Raw genomic sequence first — 16452 nt, forward strand, 5'->3', positions numbered from 1 at the left:
TCAGCGTCCGCCCCAGCGCACCGCGGCGGCCGCGGCGAAGTCCCCGGCATGCGCGAAGCCGGCGAACATGACCAGCGAACCGGCGGGCACCCGGCCAGCCTGCACGGCCTGATCGAAGGTGACGGGAATGCCTGCGGCGAACAGGTTTCCGCATTCGTCGAAGGTGTCGGGATGCTTGTCGACCGGCAGTTGCAGGGCATCGCGCCAGTTGCGCAGGAACGCGCGGTTCGGCTGATTGGTGATCAGCAGGTCCAGTTCGTCCGACCGCACGCCGATCCGGCCGCACACCGCGTGCGCCGCCTCCGGGACGATGCGGTTCCCGCGCGCAAGGACTTTCGCGATCTTCGACTCGGTGAACCCGACGTGTATCTGGCCCTCGCCGGCCTCCCAGTACTTGCGCGGCGGATCGGCGACCACAGTCATCTGGCCCGCGAACTCGGGGAGGTGGCGGGTTTCGATGTCGAGAATCGGTGACGCATCGGACTTTACGAGCAACCCGACGCCCGCGCCGTCGCCGGGGATGGCGGCCTGCGGTTTACCCCGAACCTGCTCCTGGGTGAAGACCTGCCCCGCCGCGTTCTGCACGGTCACGATCAGCGCGGAGCGGGCATCGCTGTTCAGCATGAGCTGACCGGCCAGCTTCATCGCGTGAATGAACGCGGCGCACCCACCGTTGTGCAGGTCGATCAGCCACTCCGGCGTGATGCCGAGCCGGGCGGCCACCTCTCCCCCGTTGCCGACGATGAAAGCCTCCGGCATCTGGGTGTGCACGATGAGAATGTCGACCTCGTCGAGCATTTCGCTGCCTCGCCGCTCCAGCATCGGGGCGATGGCCTGTTCCGCCATGTCGGCCGGTGTCTCGCCGGGCGCCAGGTGCCTGCGGAACGGCGGCGCCTTGAACATGGCGCTCGAGATGGCGTCCTCGGGGTCGGCATAGCGCAGGAAGTAGTCCGCGGCGACGCGGTTCTTCGGCAGGTAGCTGGATACATCGACAAGACTGATGGTGTCGGTCGCGGTGCTCATCAGCTCATCCACTCCGGCTTGATCGGCAGCCCCTTGCTATGGCGGTGTTCGCAGATCGCCTTGACGTTGCTCAGCTCCATCCGATGCCCCGCGTAGAAGATGTTCCAGAAATCGCCGACCCAGACCGGGCGCTCCGGCGGCGCGGTGTCGGGGTAGCCGTTCTCGTCGTAGAACGGATGATGGCAATTGGTCCACAGGACAACCGATCCCGGCTTGTTCAGCACCAGCTGCGCGTCGGCCACCCGCATCATGTAGATCATCCAGAGGTGATCGGGCTGATCCCAGGCACAGTGGTAGTCGACAGTGCGGGCCGCCGCGTTGGCGACGGTGCGGGTATAGATCCGGGTGTTGTCGCCGATGCGATCGTCGGACACCCACAGGTCCGGCTCCGCGGTCCGCTCGAAACCTCGCATGCTGTAGGTCCATTCGCACAGGCTCCGGGTATCCGCGAGATACTCGAACACCTCGTCCGGCGGCGCCGCGATGTACTCGTGCACAGTGCAGAACTCCCCGTACACGTCGTCGTGCGGGTACACGGCACGGGTCATGTCGAGCACCATCGGCATGGCCTGTTTCAGTGGGAGCTCCTCGACTCGATACACGCCGGGCACATCGATGTCCAGCGCTTCGATGGGCTCGGCCTTGATCGTGGTCGGTGCGGTGTCGGTCATGCGGAGAGCTCCTTCAGAAATGGTGCGAACGGAGGGATTTCGTCGGGGTCGCAAAGGATTTCGATGAACACGGGACCGGTCGCGTCGCGGGTCTCGTCCAGTGCGGCTTCGAAGGAGGCGCGAGTGTCGGTGGAGTAGGCCGGGATGTGCGGAAACATCGCGGCGACCGCGGCACCGATACGCGCTGAACCGAATCTGTTGTAGGTGTAATCCCCCGAGTAGTAGAGCTGTTCACGGGTCACGCACATCGCGTGGGCATTGTTGTTGAAGATCACGAACGTCACCGGCACGTGCTGCTCCACGGCCGTGTGGACTTCGTGGCCGTGCATGAAATAGGCACCGTCCCCGGCGATTACGAACGTTCGGCGGCGACGTCCGAGCGCACTGCCGATGCCCGCGCCGAACGCGTATCCCATACCGCCCATGCCGAGGGCAATGACAAAGCGACTACCGGTGGGCACCGGCAGGTGATGCACCGCCGCCGCGCCCGTATTACCCGCGTCGACAACCACATCCATGCCCGGCTCCAGCCTGGCGTTGATCGCCTCGACCGCGTCGCGGTAGCGCACGCCCGGCCCGGCCGCGGCCGGAACCCGCAGAGCCGGCGAGGCAATCGGGTGCACCGGCTCGTAGCCGAAGTCCGCTCCCGATGCCGCCGACGCCACCTCCAGCAGACGTGACCGGAGCGGACCGCGCAGCCAAGCATCTGTCCGCACGAATGCCGGATCGATACCCAGATGCAGCACTCGAGGGCAATTCGCCAGGGGCGCATCGAGACCCGCACGTGCCATCACCGGCATCGGGGTACCGACCAGGACGCACAGCACGGCATCGCCGACGAGTTCGGCCACCCGCGGATGGCCCATGCTGCCCGCGATGCCGGCGAACAACGGATGATCGTTCGGAAAGGCATCTTTGGCATCCGGCGTCACCGCTACGACGGCGCGCAACGCCCGCGCCATGATGACGAGTTCGGCTCTGGCGTCCGCGCGAGCCACCTCCGGACCGGCGATGATCACCGTGAGACCGGTACCCGCCGCGGACCCGACGAGTGCCCGCGCCTCGTCGCGCGCCTGCGCCTCGTCGCCGTCTTGGCCGATGAGCAGTCCGTCTCGCACGCCCGAACCCGATCCCGCGGACATCTCCTGAGCCTGAATATTCTTGGGCAGCAACAACACCGCCGGACCGCCGCCCATCGCGGCACGAATCGCCTGCTGGACTGCCGCGGCGGCGTCCTCGGCCCGTTTCAGCTTCACGCAGAATCGCGAGACCGAGCCGAACAATCGTTCCGCGTCGATGCGCCCGACGCCCCCGCCGGTGTCCTGAAACGCCCCCCGCCCTTCGAGCGCGAGCGGCGGCTGTCCGATCAAGGCCAGCACCGGAACTCGTGAGTCGAACGACTCCCCCAGCGCGGCAACCAGATTCAACGCACCGCCGCCGGAGGTGGCAGCGACGACACCGAGTCGATTGGTGGTGCGCGCGTAACCGTCGGCCATTGTCGCGGCACCGAACTCATGCTTTGCGACGATCCCGGTGATCCGCGCGGTACTGCGCTGCAACGCATCGTAGATGTCTTCGATATTCGCGCCGCCGACACCGAAGACGTGGTCAGTGTGCTCGGCGATCAGCTCGACAACGTGGTCGGCGACGGAAATTCTTTGCTTGACGGCGGTTTCGCTCGCCGCTTCCAAAATAGATCGCGTGCGATTCATCGCCCACAATGTATCTGAGACAGTCACTTGTTCACAATGTGACCTACATCACTACTGAATGGAAATAGCTTGCTGCACAACAACTTTGAACAAGCGACCAATTGTTGGTCCATTGACCAACCGAACCAGGCAGCGCCACAACCGAACCCGGCTCAACGAGACAACCCCGCCGAGCCGGTGACCAAATGCCCTACCGGCTCAGCCGATCACGGAGTTCATGATCGTGCCCGCGCTGGTGGCCACCGCGCCGCCCGCCATCGCGCTGGCGATCATCTTCGGCGACTGCAACCCGCCGCCGTTCCACTTCTCCCACGCGAACCGGCCGCCGCCGTAGGTAATGGCGGTGATGCCGGACAGTTGGACCAGCCAGGTGAAGTAGCGGCCCATTTGCAGCAATTTATCCGCGAGCGGAGGCGCCTCCGGTGTGGGATTGCCGACCTCCGCAAGAACGGTGTCGTGTAGCGCGGCAAGAATCATGCTCACGTTCGTGCTCCTTTTCGCAGGCTGAGGTGGGACCGGACACGAGGAATCGCGGTGTGCTTCGCAAGACGCGGATATCGAAGAAAAACTCGTGACCTGCGCAATTGAACCGCACCAAGATCACGTATGCCCCGCGACACACCGCACAAACGACATAACGCCCATACAAGCGACCGACCGGTTTGTCACCCACCGCAGGGCCGTTCCGGCGGCGGTTCACGGAAATGATCAAGGAAACCGGTGGGTTCCCCGTAAACCCACCTATATACCGCTGAATCGCCGCGTGCCAGGCGTTCGCTGGAATATCCTTGCCGAGCAAGAATCGCAGTAGCAGTCGCCGGCCGTGGGCGACTCGGCGGCCACCGGAACCGACCCTCCCGTGACCGCCCCAGGAGGGAATCACCATGCCGGACAGCCAGTCACCGACCACCACCGGACTACCGACCAGGATCGATACCAGCGTCGCGCACGAGGCGCGCGTCTACGACTACTGGCTAGGCGGGCGGGACAATTATCCGGCCGATCGCGCCCTGGCCGACACTATCGCCGGCCACATTCCCGCCATCCGCACCATGGCCCGCGCCAACCGCGCGTTCCTCGGTCGCGCGGTCGGCTACCTGACCCGCGAGGCCGGGATCACCCAGTTCCTCGACATCGGCACCGGCATCCCCACCGCAGGCAACACCCACGAGGTGGCTCAGCGGCTCAATCCGGCGGCGCGCGTGGTCTACGTGGACAACGATCCGATCGTGCTCGCGCACGCCCGCGCCCTCATGTCGAGCAACCCGCAGGGCAGGACCGCGTTCATCCACGCCGACCTGCACGACCCGGTCGGCATCCTGCGCGACGACACCCTCGGCGCCACCCTCGACCTCACCCAGCCGGTCGCCATCATGCTGGTCGCGATCATGATGTACTTCCGCGACGAAGACGACCCGCACGGCATCATCAAAAACCTGCTCGACGTGGTGCCCTCCGGCAGCTACCTGGTGATCAGCCATCCCACCGCGGATTTCGACGAGCACGCCATGTCCCGCGTGGTCGACTCCGCCGAACACGCGGGCATCACCTTCTACCCGCGCAGCCACACCGAGACCGAGATCCTCTTCGCCGGCACCGAACTCGTCGAGCCGGGCGTCGTCCCGGTGGTCACCTGGCACCCAGCACCCGGCGACGAGCCCGCCGATCCCGAATCCGCCTGGTACTGGGCGGGCATCGGCCGCAAGCCCTAGTCGGCGACCTTCACCACGACCTTGCCGAAGTTGCGGCCCTCGAGCATGCCGAAGAACGCGTCGGGGGCGTGGTCCAGGCCCTCGGTGACGTCCTCGAGGTAATTGACGCTGCCGTCGGCGACCCAGCCGGCCATGTCACGCAGGAAATCCGGGTACAGCTCGCGGACGAACTCGGTCTGGATGAAGCCGCGGATGGTCAGACTCTTGATCAGGATGCGGCCGTAGAACGCGGGCAGCTGATCCGGTCCGTCGGTGTCGCCGGTGGAGTTGTAGTTGGCGATGAGTCCACAAACCGGGACACGCGCGTAGGTATTGAGCAGCGGATATACCGCTTCCGCGACCGCACCGGCAACGTTTTCGAAATAGACGTCGATGCCGTCCGGCACCGCGGCCTTCAACTGCTCGGCGAAATCGGGGGCGCGGTGGTCGATAGCGGCATCGAAGCCGAATTCGTCGATCAGATACGCGCACTTCTTCGGCCCACCCGCGATGCCGACCGCGCGGGCCCCCTTGACCTTTGCGATCTGCCCGACCGCCGAACCGACCGGCCCGGTGGCGGCGGCGACCACGACGGTCTCCCCTGCCTTCGGCTGACCGATCTTCAGCAGACCGGAGTAGGCGGTGAAGCCGGGCATACCGAGCACGCCGAGCGCGGTCGAGACCGGCGCGATCTCGGGATCGAGCTTGCGCAGATACGACGCGTCCGCAACGTCGTGCGTCTGCCAGCCCGAATACCCCAGCACCACATCGCCTTTCGCGAAACCCGAGGCGCGCGAATCGACCACCTCGGCGACCGTGCCGCCGACCATCACCTCGCCGATCTCGATCGGCTTCGCATACGACTCGGCCGTACTCATCCGGCCGCGCATGTACGGATCGAGGGACAGATACAGCGTGCGCAACAACACCTGCCCCTCGTCGAGCGGCGGCAGTTCGGCGGTTTCGGTGCGGAAATTCGCCGCGGTGGGTGCGCCCTCCGGGCGCGAAGCAAGCACGATTCTCGTCGTCTCGACCATGGATCCGAGCTTAGTCCCGGGCCCGCCGGGCTAACGGTGACGGCGATGCGACCGATAGGCGGGTGTCGGATAGCACGACACAGCTGCATCGCGCCCAGTTAGCTGAGCCGACCGTTTCGCCTACGACGACCACTTGCATAGGGAGTTTCTCTTGGCACGCCTAAGTCGCACCCGAGTCGCCTTGACCATCACCACAGCCGGCCTCGCGGTCCTGCTGTCCGCGGGCACCGCGGCCGGCCGGCCGATCGGCCCCTTCGATGTCGGCGGGGCGATCGAGGTCGAATACGACCAGGCCGGCGGCGGTGCGGCCTTCGGCGACCCGGTCAACCCCGAATCGGACGCGGGGCGCGGCGGCAAGTACCAGGCCTTCGAGCGCAACGCCTCCATCTACTGGCACCCGGCCACCGGCGCGCACCAGGTCGGCGGCGCGATCCGCGACAAATGGGGCAACCTCGGCTTCGAGAACGGCTTCCTCGGCTACCCCGTGACCCGGGAACAGTCCACCCCGGCGAAGGCCGGCCGCTACAACCATTTCCAGGGCGGTTCGATCTACTGGTCCCTCGGCACCGCCGCGCATCAGGTCGGCGGCGCGATCCGGGAGAAGTGGGGCGCCTACGGCTGGGAGAACAGCCCGCTCGGCTTCCCGATCACCGACGAGGCCACGGCCAAGAGCAACGGCCGCTACAACCTGTTCGACGACGGCGCCATCTACTGGTCGCCCGCGACCGGCGCGCACGTGATCTGGGGCGCGATCCGCACGACCTGGGAGGCCAGGGCGGGCGTCAACGGCGGCTACGGCTACCCGACCAGCGACGAATACGACTACCAGAACGGCAAGGCCCAGGACTTCCAGGGCGGCCGCATCACCTGGCAACCCTGACCCGCCCGGGGCGTGGGTCGATGTCGCATGCCATCATCGCCTACCAACGCTCCGCCCTGTCTTGTCACCGAGTAAGCCTGACTGAGGAGTTCTCTTGGCCCGCCTTCGTACCCACCGCCGGTCCAGCAACGCGACGCTGGCCACGGCAACCGTCGCGCTGGCGGTGCTGCTCGCCGCGGGCACCGCGACCGCGCGCCCGATCGGCCCATTCGAGGTCGGCGGCGCGATCGAGGCCGAATACGACACGGCCGGCGGCGGCGCGCTCGGCGACCCGACCGCCCCGGAGGCCGACGCCGCCAACGGCGGCAAGTTCCAGACCTTCGCGAACAACGCCGCGATCTACTGGCACCCCGACACCGGCGCGCACGAACTCGGCGGCCCGATCCTGGACAAGTGGCGTGCCCTCGGCGCGGAGACCGGCGGCCTGCGCTACCCCGTCACCAGCGAGCAGTCCACCCCGGCCAAGCCGGGCCGGTTCAGCCACTTCCAGGGCGGCTCGATCTACTGGTCCGTCGGCACCGCCGCCCATCAGGTCAGCGGCGTCATCCGGGACAAGTGGTACGCGCTCGGCGCGGAGAACAGCCCGCTCGGCTTCCCGGTCACCGACGAGGCCCCAGCCAAGGGCGGCGGCCGCTACAACCTGTTCAACGACGGCACGATCTACTGGTCGCAGAAGACCGGCGCGCACGCCGTCTGGGGCTCCATCCGCACCAGCTGGGAAGCCAGGGCCGGCGCGGACGGCATCTACGGCTACCCCACCGGCGACGAATACGACTACGAGGGCGGCAAGGCCCAGGACTTCCAGGGCGGCCGAATCACCTGGCGTCCCTGAGGGATTCGACCGGATCAGACCTTCTTGCCGACCGCCCCGTAGAGCGAGACTCGCTTGTCATAGCTCTGCGGGGGATCGATGCCCTCGTTGCGCCAGCGGTGGATCACCTCGACGCCGGGCTCGACGAGTTCGAGTCCGTCGAAGAACCGGGTGACTTCGGCCCGTGAACGTGGGCGCACCGGGATCCCGCGGTCGGCATAGACCTGCAACAGCCGCGCCATGCCCTGCGGGTCCTTGTCGCCTTCGTCGAAATCCGTGGTGACATGGGACATCGCCAGGTACGAGCCCGGGGCCAGCGGTTCCAGCAACGTCTTGACCATCTGGTAGACGTCGCCGGGCACGAAATGCACCACCGCCATGAGGGATACCGCGACGGGCTGCGAAAGGTCCAGTGTCGCAGCCAGTTCCGGTGCGGCCAGGATGGCCTCCGGTTCCGCGGCATCCGCCTGGATATAGGCGGTGCGGCCCTCGTCCGCGCTCACCAGTAGGGCTCGCGCGTGCGCGAGGACCAGCGGGTCGTTGTCGACGTAGACGACCCGCGACTCGGGCGCCTGCTCCTGGGCGACCTGGTGCAGGTTCGGCGCGGTCGGGATGCCGGTGCCGATGTCGAGGAACTGCCGCACGCCCTGCCCGGTGAGGTAGCGGGTGGCGTGCCGCATGAACTCGCGATTGGTCCTGGCGGTCAGCTGGACGTGCGGAAAGTCTTGCAGCGCCTGCTCAGCGGCGACTCGATCGGCATCGTAGGAGTCCTTGCCGCCGAGGAAATAGTCGTACATCCTGGCCGGATGCGCGACGTCGGTATGCAGGTCGATCGGGCCATCGGACACGCCGAAGTCTCCTTGCGCGTTAGGGATGTGTACTACGAGGTATACCGCATCCGAGCAAGCGGCCAGTTGAGAAACGGGCACTCCAGCTCAGCTCACGCCGGCTGGCCCATTTCGCTCGGGTACTCGGGACGGCCGTCGGTGGCGGGCAGGGTCGGGTAGGCGGCGCGGAGTCGTTCGTGGGCGGCGGGAGTCGCACCGAGGTGGTCGAGGCCGAGCAGCGCCGCGCCGAGAACCGGTGGGGCGACGACGATTCGGGGTTCGGCGAGGGGAGCCGCGGTGGCGAGCCTGCGCGTGACGTTGTCGATCAGCAGCGGTTGCCGGGCCGCGAGGACGCCGCCGCCGAGGACGACCGGCGTCGACTCGTCGAGCAGGTCCAACTTGCGCAGCACGACGAAGGCGAGCCGGGTGATCTCGTCGGCTTGCCGATCGATCAGGCGCAGGGCGGTCGGATCGCCCGCCTCGGCCGTGGTGAACAGGACGCGGACCAGCTCGTGCAGTCGTTTCTCCGGTAGCTGCCCGAGGTGGATCGCCTCGGCCACCGCATTCGCGCCGGCCAGGCCGAAATACTCGCCGATCGCCGCGGACAACGCGGTCGGCTCGCCGCGCCCGTCCTCGGCCCGCGCGGCATGCCACATGGCCTCGGCCGCCATGCCGCCGCCACCGCCCCAATCACCGGTCAGCACACCGAGCGCCGGGAACCGCGCGGTGCGGCCGTCCGGCAGCAGCCCGACGCAGTTGATTCCCGCGCCGCAGACCACCGCCACGCCGCGCGGACCGTCGGTGCCCGCGCGGAGCAGGCCGAAGGTGTCGTTGACGACGCCCACGGTCAGACCCCACGGCCGCGCCGCGATGGCGGCATGGATCCGCTGCTCCTCGATCGGCAGGTCGACGTTGGCCATACAGGCGCTGACCCTCGTGGTGAGGATTCCGCCGCGAGTCAGCCCGGCCTGCCTGGCCACCGACTCGACCAGCGGGCTGAGACCCTCGATCGCCTTGCGCGCGCCGGTCCGATGTGGCTGATAGCCGCCGCCGCGCGCGGTCGCGAGGATCGAACCGTCGCGCCCGACCAGGGTCACGTCGGTCTTGCTGTTGCCTGCGTCAATGGCCAGGACGCCCGGAACCTGTTCATTATGTGGGAGTTTCATCAGACGCTTCCCCCGCCAACAGTGCACGGTGTTTGTCGGCATGATCACACCCAGCTCAGGTAAGCGCGGTTATGGGCGATCAGCCGGTCGGTCAGCTGATCGGCCAGTTCGTTCTGGCCGACCAGCGGGTGAGCTAGTAGCGCGTCGAATACTCGATCGCGACTACCGTCGAGCGCGGCTCGCAACGCGAGCTGCTCGTAGGCGGTGACGTGGGCGATCAGGCCCGCGTAGCGGGGTTCCACCGGCGGTTGCGGTAGTGGGCGCACCCCTGCGGCGCCCACCTCCGCCGGCACTTCGATCACGGCGTCGTCGGGCAGGAACGGCAGGGTGCCGTCGTTGCGGGTGTTGACCACCTGGATGCCGGTGTCGCCGGTGCCGAGCAGGGCGGCGAGCAGATGGACCGCGGCCTCGGAATAGAAAGCGCCGCCGCGGGTTCCGAGCAGTTCGGGCTTCGTGTCCAGGGTCGGGTCTGCGTACATCGTCAGCAGCTGCTGCTCGATGGCCGCGACCTCGGCGGCGCGCGAACCCTTGGTCGCGGACTCCTCGACCACCACGTCGTGCTGATAGAAGTAGCGCAGGTAATACGACGGCACGACGCCGAGCCGCTGGATCAGCGGAAGCGGTAGCCGCACATCGGCGGCGATCTCCTCGCCGAAGCCGGCGAGGAGATCGGGTAACGCCTCGTGCCCCGTGCCCGCGCCCGGATAGTCGAGCACAGTGACGCCGCGCACCCAGGTGAGGTGATTGAGGCCGACATGGTCGAGCCGAATACACTCCGGGTCGATCCCCAAGTGCGCGGCGAACTTTCGCTGGAAGCCGATGGCGACGTTGCACAGTCCGACGGCCTTGTGTCCGGCGGTTTGCAGTGCGCGGGTGACGATCCCGACCGGATTGGTGAAGTCGATGAGCCAGGCGTCCGGGTTGGCCCGGCGCACCTGCTCGGCGATCTCCAGCACCACCGGGACGGTGCGCAGCGCCTTCGCCAGTCCCCCGGCGCCGGTCGTTTCCTGTCCGACACAACCACATTCGAGCGGCCAGGTCTCGTCCTCGTTGCGCGCCGCCTGCCCGCCGACCCGCAGCTGGAGCAGCACAGCGTCGGCGCCGTCGACCCCGTCCGCGATCGAGGCGGCCGTGCTGACCCGCGCACTGTGCCCCTGTTTGGCGAAGATCCGGCGGGCCAGACCCGCGATCAGCTCCAGGCGGTCCAGGGCCGGGTCGACTAGAACCACCTCGTCGATCGGCAAACTCGCACGGAGACGGGCGAATCCGTCGATCAACTCCGGCGTGTAGGTGGAACCACCGCCGACTATGGCTATCTTGAGTGCGCCCATCAGCCCTTGACCCCTGTCAGTGTCACGCCTTCGATGAAGGCTTTCTGTGCGAAGAAGAACAGGATGATCACCGGCGCCATCACCAGCAGGGTGGCGGCCATGGTGAGGTTCCAGTTGGTGTGGTGCGCGCTCTTGAACGACTCCAGGCCATAGCTCAGCGTCCACGCGCCCGGGTTCTCGCTGGCGTAGATCTGCGGGCCGAAATAGTCGTTCCAGCAATAGAAGAACTGGAACAGCGCGACCGCCGCGATGGCCGGCTTGGCCATCGGCAGCACGATCCGCAACAGGATGCGCAGCTCACCGCAGCCGTCGATGCGCGCGGCCTCCAGGTAGTCATCGGGGATGGTCAGCAGGAACTGGCGCAGCAGGAAGATGGAGAAGGCGTCGCCGAAGGCCAGCGGGATGATCAGCGGCCACAGCGAGCCGGTGAGGTGAAACTGCTTGGCCCAGATCAGATACATCGGGATGACGGTCACCTGCGGCGGCAGCATCATCATCGACACCACCGCCATCAGCGCCAGATTGCGGCCGCGGAAGCGAAACTTGGCCAGCGCGTAGGCGACCGGGATGCTGGACAGCAGCGTCAGCGCGGTGCCGGCCAGCGCGTACACCAGGGTGTTGCGCCACCAGGTGAGGAATCCCGGTGTGTCCCAGACTTTTACGTAGTTCCCCCAGTGCCACTCGGCGGGCCACAGGTCGGCGGTGAGCGCCTGCCGGTCCGACATCACCGAGGTGAAGAAGACGAACACGAACGGCATCAGGAACAGCAGCGCCGCCGCAATCGCGAACGCGTGCACGGCAACCCAGTTCAGCAGGTCTTTCCGGCGCGCGCCCCTGGCCTCGACCGTCGGCACGGTGACCGGCACCGGCAGCGTGGTGGTCATGGTCATCGCTCAGTCCTCCTGCAGGAAGCCGGATTTGCGCCGCAGCAGCAAGGCGGTGAACGCCATCGACAAGGCGAACAGGATCACCGCGACGACACACGCTGACCCGAGATCGAAGCGCTGGAAGCCGAGGTTGTAGACCATCTGCGGGAGCGTCCAGGTGGAGCCGTGCGGGTAACCGGCCTCGAACGCCTCGCCCGAGTTGCCCGCCTTGCCGCTGGCGACCTTCCCGGCGACCATCGCCTGGGTGTAGTACTGCATGGTCTGGATCACGCCGGTCACCACCGCGAACAGCACGATCGGCATGATGTTCGGCAGGGTGACATAGCGGAATCGCTGCCATGGGCCCGCGCCGTCCAGCTCGGCCGCCTCGTACTGTTCCCGCGACACGTCCAGCAGTGCCGCGGTGAAGATGACCATCAGATCACCGATGCCCCACAGCGCCAGCATGGTCAGCGCGGGCTTGGACCATTCCGGGTCGGTGAACCAACCCGGTTGCGGCAGACCGAGATTGCCGAGCAGGTGGTTGACCGGCCCGGTTCCCGGATTCAGCAGGAAAGCGAAGGCGATCGTGGCCGCGACCGGCGGCGCGAGGAACGGCAGATAGAACACCGTGCGGAAGAACCCGAGCCCGGTCTTGATCTTGGTGACCAGCAGCCCGATGCCGAGGCCGAAGACCACGCGCAGCGACACCATGATCAACACCAGCCACAGCGTGTTGCCCAGCCCCTGCCAGAAAAATGGGTACTTGCTCAGGACGTAGTCCCAGTTCTTCAAGCCGCTGAAGGTCGGCGCGGCGAACCCGTCGTACCTCATGAAGGAGAAGTAGAGGGTGGACAGCAGCGGGTAGGCGAAGAAGAAACCGAACCCGATCAGCCACGGGGACAGGAACGCCAGGGTGCGCAGATTCCCCCGGCGGCGCTTGCGTTTCAGCGCCGCCGGGACGGTCGCGGTCATCGTTGCCATCGCTACATCACTTCGCCTGGGCGATCGCCTCGTCGATTTCCTTCGCGGTCGCCGCCAGGCCCGCCGCGAGGTCGGTCTTGCCCGCCTCGTAGTCGTAGCCGAAGTTGCGCAGCGAAAGCTGGTACGCGCCACCGTTGATGCTGGACGGAGTGGTGGCGGAGTGCGGGTTCTTCGCGATGTCGATGAAGGTCTTGAAGTTCGGATCCGCGGTCAGCTTCGGCGAATTCAGCGCCTCGTTGGTGCTCGGCACGTTGTGGATGGCGTTGGCGAAGCTCACCACCGCGTCGGTGTCGGTGGTCAGGTACTTCACCAATTGCCATGCGGCCGTCTGCTTTTGGCTGGAGTTGGCGATGCCGATGATGGTGCCGGTCTGGTAGCCGCGGCCATAGGTGGCGGCCTGGTCGTCCGGCACCGGGAAGGGCGCGGTGGCCCAGTCGAAGCTCACCGGGTTTTCCGCGATCGACGCGGTGCGCCACTCACCGTCCAGGGACATGGCCACCTGTCCGGTGTGGAACGGATTCTTGGCGCTGAACTCCTCGCCGAAGGTGGTGCGGTATTTCTCCAGCTTGTCGTAGCCGCCGAGCTTGGCGATCAGGTCCTTCTGCCAGGCGAACATCGCGGCGACCTTGGGATCGGTGGCGATGTTCGACTTTCCGTCCGCGCCGAAGTAGTCGGCGCCGTACTGGGCCAGGTAGCGGGTGGCCGCCGTCTCGTAGCCGTGATAATTCGGCAGGAAGCCGAGCTGTTTGAAGCTGTCCCCCTCCGGGATGGTCAGCTTGCGCGCCGCCGCCTCGAACTCACTGAATGTCTTTGGCGGTGAGGTGATTCCGGCGGCCGCGAACGCGGTCTTGTTGTAGTACAGGCCGTACGAGTCGCCCAGCAACGGCAGCGCGCACTGGTTTCCCTGGAACTGGCTGTACTCCAGCATCCCAGCCGGGAACGTCTTGGCCGGGTCGATGCCGTCCTTCTTCATGAACGGGGCGAGATCGGCCCAGACCTTGGCCGCGCAGAACTTGCCGACATTGTCGGTGGTGAACGAGGACACCACGTCCGGAGCATCGCGCCCGCCGCCGCGCAGCGCCTGCTCGAGCTTGTCGTCGGCGATATTGCCGACCGGCTTGACGTGGATGTTCGGGTGTAGCTTCTCGAAGGCGGCGATGTTGTCCTCGATCGCCTTGACCTCGGTGTCCTGGCTCCAGCCGTGCCAGAAGGTGATGGTGACGTCCTTGCCCTCGGCCGATCCGTCGTCACCACCGGTCGAACTCTGGCCGGTACAGGCGGCGAGGAACAGCGCGGTGGTCGCGCATGCGGTGAGGGCGGCGAGGGTGCGGCGGGTTGTTCTGCGCATGTGCGGTTCTCCTGGGTACTGCGGTTGTGCGGCGGATCAATGGGTCGAGAACACGGAGTCCCGCGTAGTGGCCAAGGCGCGTTCCAGCGCGCCGTGCAGTACCGGCGAGCCCGGCAGGGTGCTCGAACGCACCTCGGGACGCGGAAAGGTGAGTTCGGTCAACGCTTCTTCGACCAGCGCCCGCAGCCGTTCGCCGCCGGCGCTGGGCACGTCACCGGCCAGGATCAGCAGCTCGGGGTCGACCACCGACACGATCGAGGCCAGGCCGAGCGCCAGCCGGCCCGCGAACTCGACCAGGAACGCGTCGCCGGAGCCCGGCGTCTCCAGCGCCTCGGCCACCACGCGGGCGGCCGTCGGCGCGGACAGTCCATGCTGCTTGGCCAGCGCCAGAACAGCGGGCGCACCGGCCAACTGTTGGAAGCCGCCGGAGTTCTTCCGGCGAACGTCGTGCACGATCGGCGCGCCGGGCAGCGGCATGTAGCCGACTTCGCCTGCGCCGCTGTGGAAACCGCGGTGCAACCGGCCGGCGATCACGATGGCCGCGCCGACGCCGACGCCGGTCCAGAGCAGCACGAAGTCCTCGCACCCCTGCGCCGCGCCGTGCGCCTGCTCGGCGATGGCGGCGAGATTCACGTCGTTCTCGATCGACACCGAGCAGCCGATGGCCTGCTCGAGCTCGGCGATCAGGCGCGGCGAGTGCCAGCCGGGCAGGTGCGTCGCGTAGCGGAGCTTGCCGGTGGCCGGGTCGAGCGCGCCGCCGATGCCGATGACCACCTCGCAGCAGATGCCCTCGGCGAGCCCGGCCAGTTCGACCGCCTCGCCGACCGCCTCGCCCACCCTGGCGGTGGTTTCGGCGGCGGGCCAGCCTTTGGTGGAGACCTCGTGTTCGGCGAGGGTGCGACCGGTGATGTCCGCGACCGCGATTCGAATTCTGGAGGCTGTCACGTCGAGTCCGGCGACATATCCCGCAGCCGGATTCACTTGGTACAGCTGAGCATTCGGCCCTGGACCGCCGGGCATGGTGCCGACCGGGACGACCAGGCCCGCGGCCTCCAGGCGACCGAGCAGCTGGGAGGCGGTCGGCTTGGAAAGGCCGGTGAGCGTGCCGATTTGGGTCCTCGACAGCGGGCCGTTGGCGAGCAGCAGCTCCAGCGCGGCGCGATCGTTGATCGCGCGCAGCAGGCTGGGCGTGCCGGCGAGGGTCTGTCGCGTGCTCACGTGACACCCCTCCTCTCACCCCGCATCGGGTGAACTATTAGGAAAGTTTCCAATTACTTTGAGGAGGGACTGTATGTCCGGTTCGACAGCCTGTCAATCGCTGTCCGCATGGCGGATACCCAAACGTCATGCGGCACAACGAAGTGTTTGACCTCAACCACTGTTGAGGATCTAGCCTCGGGACCGACCGCATGGAACCGAAGGGACTCGGCATGAAGATTCGCGAAGTAGTCATCAGCACAACGGATCTCGGCGCGGCGGCGGATTTCTATCGGAACGTGCTCGAACTACCGGTCGTGGTTGGCAGCGATCATGTGACGGTAGAAATCGGCCGTAGCAGGCTCGTGTCGACCCGCGGCGAAAATTTCGCGGGCGCGCATCATCTGGCGTTCGGGATTTCCCCAGACGATTTCGAGCTTGCGCGGAAGTGGTTGGGGCGTCAGGTCGAGTTGATCGCCGCGAACGGGTCCGATGTCATCGAGGGGCCACCCGGTTGGGATTCGCGATCGGTCTACTTCCGTGGGCCGGATGGGATCGTGTTGGAACTGATCGCACGGGAGGCCGATGCCGGGGTCCCTGCCAGTAGCGGCGAGGTGCCCAGGATGCTGTCGATCAGCGAGGTCGGCATCGGTGTGCCCGACGTTCAGCAAGCGGTCGGCGAACTCGCCGAAGCGTATGGCCTCGACGCCTTCACGCCGCGGCTGCCCGCCTTCACCCCGGTCGGCGACCATGACGGATTGATCATTCTGGTTGACCGGGAACGGATTTGGTTCCCGACCGACGCCGACCTCCCCGCCCGCGCCTCGGTGGCGGTGCGCATCGATGCGCCCAAGGGCGGCGGAACCCTCGCCCTCAGCGAGGCGGCCCGCATCGACGGGTGAGAAGTA

General features: G+C 66.9%; 16 protein-coding genes. 4 read left to right on the forward strand and 12 right to left on the reverse strand.

What is annotated here, in order from left to right:
• The 4 genes from AB0M22_RS33205 to AB0M22_RS33220 all read right to left on the reverse strand — a co-directional run bounded on the left by AB0M22_RS33205 (position 1) and on the right by AB0M22_RS33220 (position 3883).
• Complete coding sequence (locus AB0M22_RS33205; protein WP_364735343.1) at positions 1 to 1023, reverse strand: 3-oxoacyl-[acyl-carrier-protein] synthase III C-terminal domain-containing protein; 1023 nt, start codon at positions 1021 to 1023, stop codon at positions 1 to 3.
• Positions 1023 to 1694, reverse strand: a complete 672-nt coding sequence (locus AB0M22_RS33210; RefSeq protein WP_364735345.1) for an SRPBCC family protein — start codon at positions 1692 to 1694, stop codon at positions 1023 to 1025. Before AB0M22_RS33210 ends, AB0M22_RS33205 begins: the two co-directional genes overlap by 1 nt.
• Positions 1691 to 3406 carry a thiamine pyrophosphate-binding protein gene (locus AB0M22_RS33215; RefSeq protein ID WP_364735347.1) on the reverse strand — a complete coding sequence of 572 codons (1716 nt, stop codon included), beginning with the start codon at positions 3404 to 3406 and terminating at the stop codon, positions 1691 to 1693. The genes AB0M22_RS33210 and AB0M22_RS33215 overlap by 4 nt, the downstream gene beginning before the upstream one ends.
• A gap of 198 nt (positions 3407 to 3604) precedes the next feature.
• Positions 3605 to 3883 carry a hypothetical protein gene (locus AB0M22_RS33220; protein WP_364736101.1) on the reverse strand — a complete coding sequence of 93 codons (279 nt, stop codon included), beginning with the start codon at positions 3881 to 3883 and terminating at the stop codon, positions 3605 to 3607.
• A 407-nt stretch (positions 3884 to 4290) separates the two neighbouring features.
• Between AB0M22_RS33220 and AB0M22_RS33225 the strand changes: the two genes are divergently transcribed.
• Complete coding sequence (locus AB0M22_RS33225; RefSeq protein WP_364735349.1) at positions 4291 to 5118, forward strand: SAM-dependent methyltransferase; 828 nt, start codon at positions 4291 to 4293, stop codon at positions 5116 to 5118.
• On the opposite strand, the gene AB0M22_RS33230 is transcribed toward AB0M22_RS33225, so the two are convergent.
• The gene (locus AB0M22_RS33230) at positions 5115 to 6134 is read right to left on the reverse strand and encodes an NADP-dependent oxidoreductase (protein WP_364735351.1); all 1020 of its coding nucleotides are present in this window, start codon (positions 6132 to 6134) and stop codon (positions 5115 to 5117) included. The genes AB0M22_RS33225 and AB0M22_RS33230 overlap by 4 nt on opposite strands.
• Positions 6135 to 6285: 151 nt before the next feature.
• On the opposite strand from AB0M22_RS33230, the gene AB0M22_RS33235 reads away from it, so the two are divergent.
• Both AB0M22_RS33235 and AB0M22_RS33240 read left to right on the forward strand, forming a co-directional pair.
• A complete protein-coding gene (locus tag AB0M22_RS33235) occupies positions 6286 to 7014 on the forward strand; it encodes a hypothetical protein (RefSeq protein ID WP_364735353.1) in 729 nt (242 codons plus the stop codon).
• Positions 7015 to 7108: 94 nt separating this feature from the next.
• The gene (locus AB0M22_RS33240) at positions 7109 to 7846 is read left to right on the forward strand and encodes a hypothetical protein (RefSeq protein ID WP_364735355.1); all 738 of its coding nucleotides are present in this window, start codon (positions 7109 to 7111) and stop codon (positions 7844 to 7846) included.
• Between the two features lie 14 nt (positions 7847 to 7860).
• On the opposite strand, the gene AB0M22_RS33245 is transcribed toward AB0M22_RS33240, so the two are convergent.
• From AB0M22_RS33245 to AB0M22_RS33275, 7 genes are all read right to left on the reverse strand, one after another.
• A complete protein-coding gene (locus tag AB0M22_RS33245) occupies positions 7861 to 8673 on the reverse strand; it encodes an SAM-dependent methyltransferase (protein ID WP_364735357.1) in 813 nt (270 codons plus the stop codon).
• Positions 8674 to 8765: 92 nt separating this feature from the next.
• Positions 8766 to 9818: a BadF/BadG/BcrA/BcrD ATPase family protein gene (locus tag AB0M22_RS33250; RefSeq protein ID WP_364735359.1), complete on the reverse strand. Its 1053-nt coding sequence runs from the start codon at positions 9816 to 9818 to the stop codon at positions 8766 to 8768.
• Between the two features lie 44 nt (positions 9819 to 9862).
• A complete protein-coding gene (locus AB0M22_RS33255; RefSeq protein ID WP_364735361.1) occupies positions 9863 to 11149 on the reverse strand; it encodes a 6-phospho-beta-glucosidase in 1287 nt (428 codons plus the stop codon).
• Entirely contained in the window at positions 11149 to 12039 is an 891-nt protein-coding gene (locus AB0M22_RS33260; RefSeq protein ID WP_364735363.1) for a carbohydrate ABC transporter permease, read from the reverse strand. Before AB0M22_RS33260 ends, AB0M22_RS33255 begins: the two co-directional genes overlap by 1 nt.
• Positions 12040 to 12042: 3 nt before the next feature.
• Positions 12043 to 12999, reverse strand: a complete 957-nt coding sequence (locus tag AB0M22_RS33265; protein WP_364735365.1) for a sugar ABC transporter permease — start codon at positions 12997 to 12999, stop codon at positions 12043 to 12045.
• A gap of 7 nt (positions 13000 to 13006) precedes the next feature.
• Entirely contained in the window at positions 13007 to 14347 is a 1341-nt protein-coding gene (locus tag AB0M22_RS33270) for an ABC transporter substrate-binding protein (RefSeq protein ID WP_364735367.1), read from the reverse strand.
• Between the two features lie 36 nt (positions 14348 to 14383).
• Entirely contained in the window at positions 14384 to 15565 is a 1182-nt protein-coding gene (locus tag AB0M22_RS33275) for an ROK family transcriptional regulator (RefSeq protein WP_364735369.1), read from the reverse strand.
• A 212-nt stretch (positions 15566 to 15777) separates the two neighbouring features.
• Here AB0M22_RS33275 and AB0M22_RS33280 point away from each other — a divergent pair, with 212 nt between their 5' ends.
• Positions 15778 to 16446, forward strand: coding sequence for a VOC family protein (locus tag AB0M22_RS33280; RefSeq protein ID WP_364735371.1), 669 nt, complete (start codon positions 15778 to 15780; stop codon positions 16444 to 16446).
• Positions 16447 to 16452: the final 6 nt, after the last annotated feature.

Origin of the sequence: Nocardia sp. NPDC051756 (genome assembly GCF_040681495.1) — a bacterium.
Lineage (GTDB): Bacteria > Actinomycetota > Actinomycetes > Mycobacteriales > Mycobacteriaceae > Nocardia.

Coding starts and splice junctions, on each gene's coding strand:
- AB0M22_RS33205 (WP_364735343.1), bottom strand. CDS start 1,023: ATGAGCACCGCGACCGACACCATCAGTCTTGTCGATGTATCCAGCTAC.
- AB0M22_RS33210 (WP_364735345.1), bottom strand. CDS start 1,694: ATGACCGACACCGCACCGACCACGATCAAGGCCGAGCCCATCGAAGCG.
- AB0M22_RS33215 (WP_364735347.1), bottom strand. CDS start 3,406: ATGAATCGCACGCGATCTATTTTGGAAGCGGCGAGCGAAACCGCCGTC.
- AB0M22_RS33220 (WP_364736101.1), bottom strand. CDS start 3,883: ATGATTCTTGCCGCGCTACACGACACCGTTCTTGCGGAGGTCGGCAAT.
- AB0M22_RS33225 (WP_364735349.1), top strand. CDS start 4,291: ATGCCGGACAGCCAGTCACCGACCACCACCGGACTACCGACCAGGATC.
- AB0M22_RS33230 (WP_364735351.1), bottom strand. CDS start 6,134: ATGGTCGAGACGACGAGAATCGTGCTTGCTTCGCGCCCGGAGGGCGCA.
- AB0M22_RS33250 (WP_364735359.1), bottom strand. CDS start 9,818: ATGAAACTCCCACATAATGAACAGGTTCCGGGCGTCCTGGCCATTGAC.
- AB0M22_RS33255 (WP_364735361.1), bottom strand. CDS start 11,149: ATGGGCGCACTCAAGATAGCCATAGTCGGCGGTGGTTCCACCTACACG.
- AB0M22_RS33260 (WP_364735363.1), bottom strand. CDS start 12,039: ATGACCATGACCACCACGCTGCCGGTGCCGGTCACCGTGCCGACGGTC.
- AB0M22_RS33265 (WP_364735365.1), bottom strand. CDS start 12,999: ATGGCAACGATGACCGCGACCGTCCCGGCGGCGCTGAAACGCAAGCGC.
- AB0M22_RS33270 (WP_364735367.1), bottom strand. CDS start 14,347: ATGCGCAGAACAACCCGCCGCACCCTCGCCGCCCTCACCGCATGCGCG.
- AB0M22_RS33280 (WP_364735371.1), top strand. CDS start 15,778: ATGAAGATTCGCGAAGTAGTCATCAGCACAACGGATCTCGGCGCGGCG.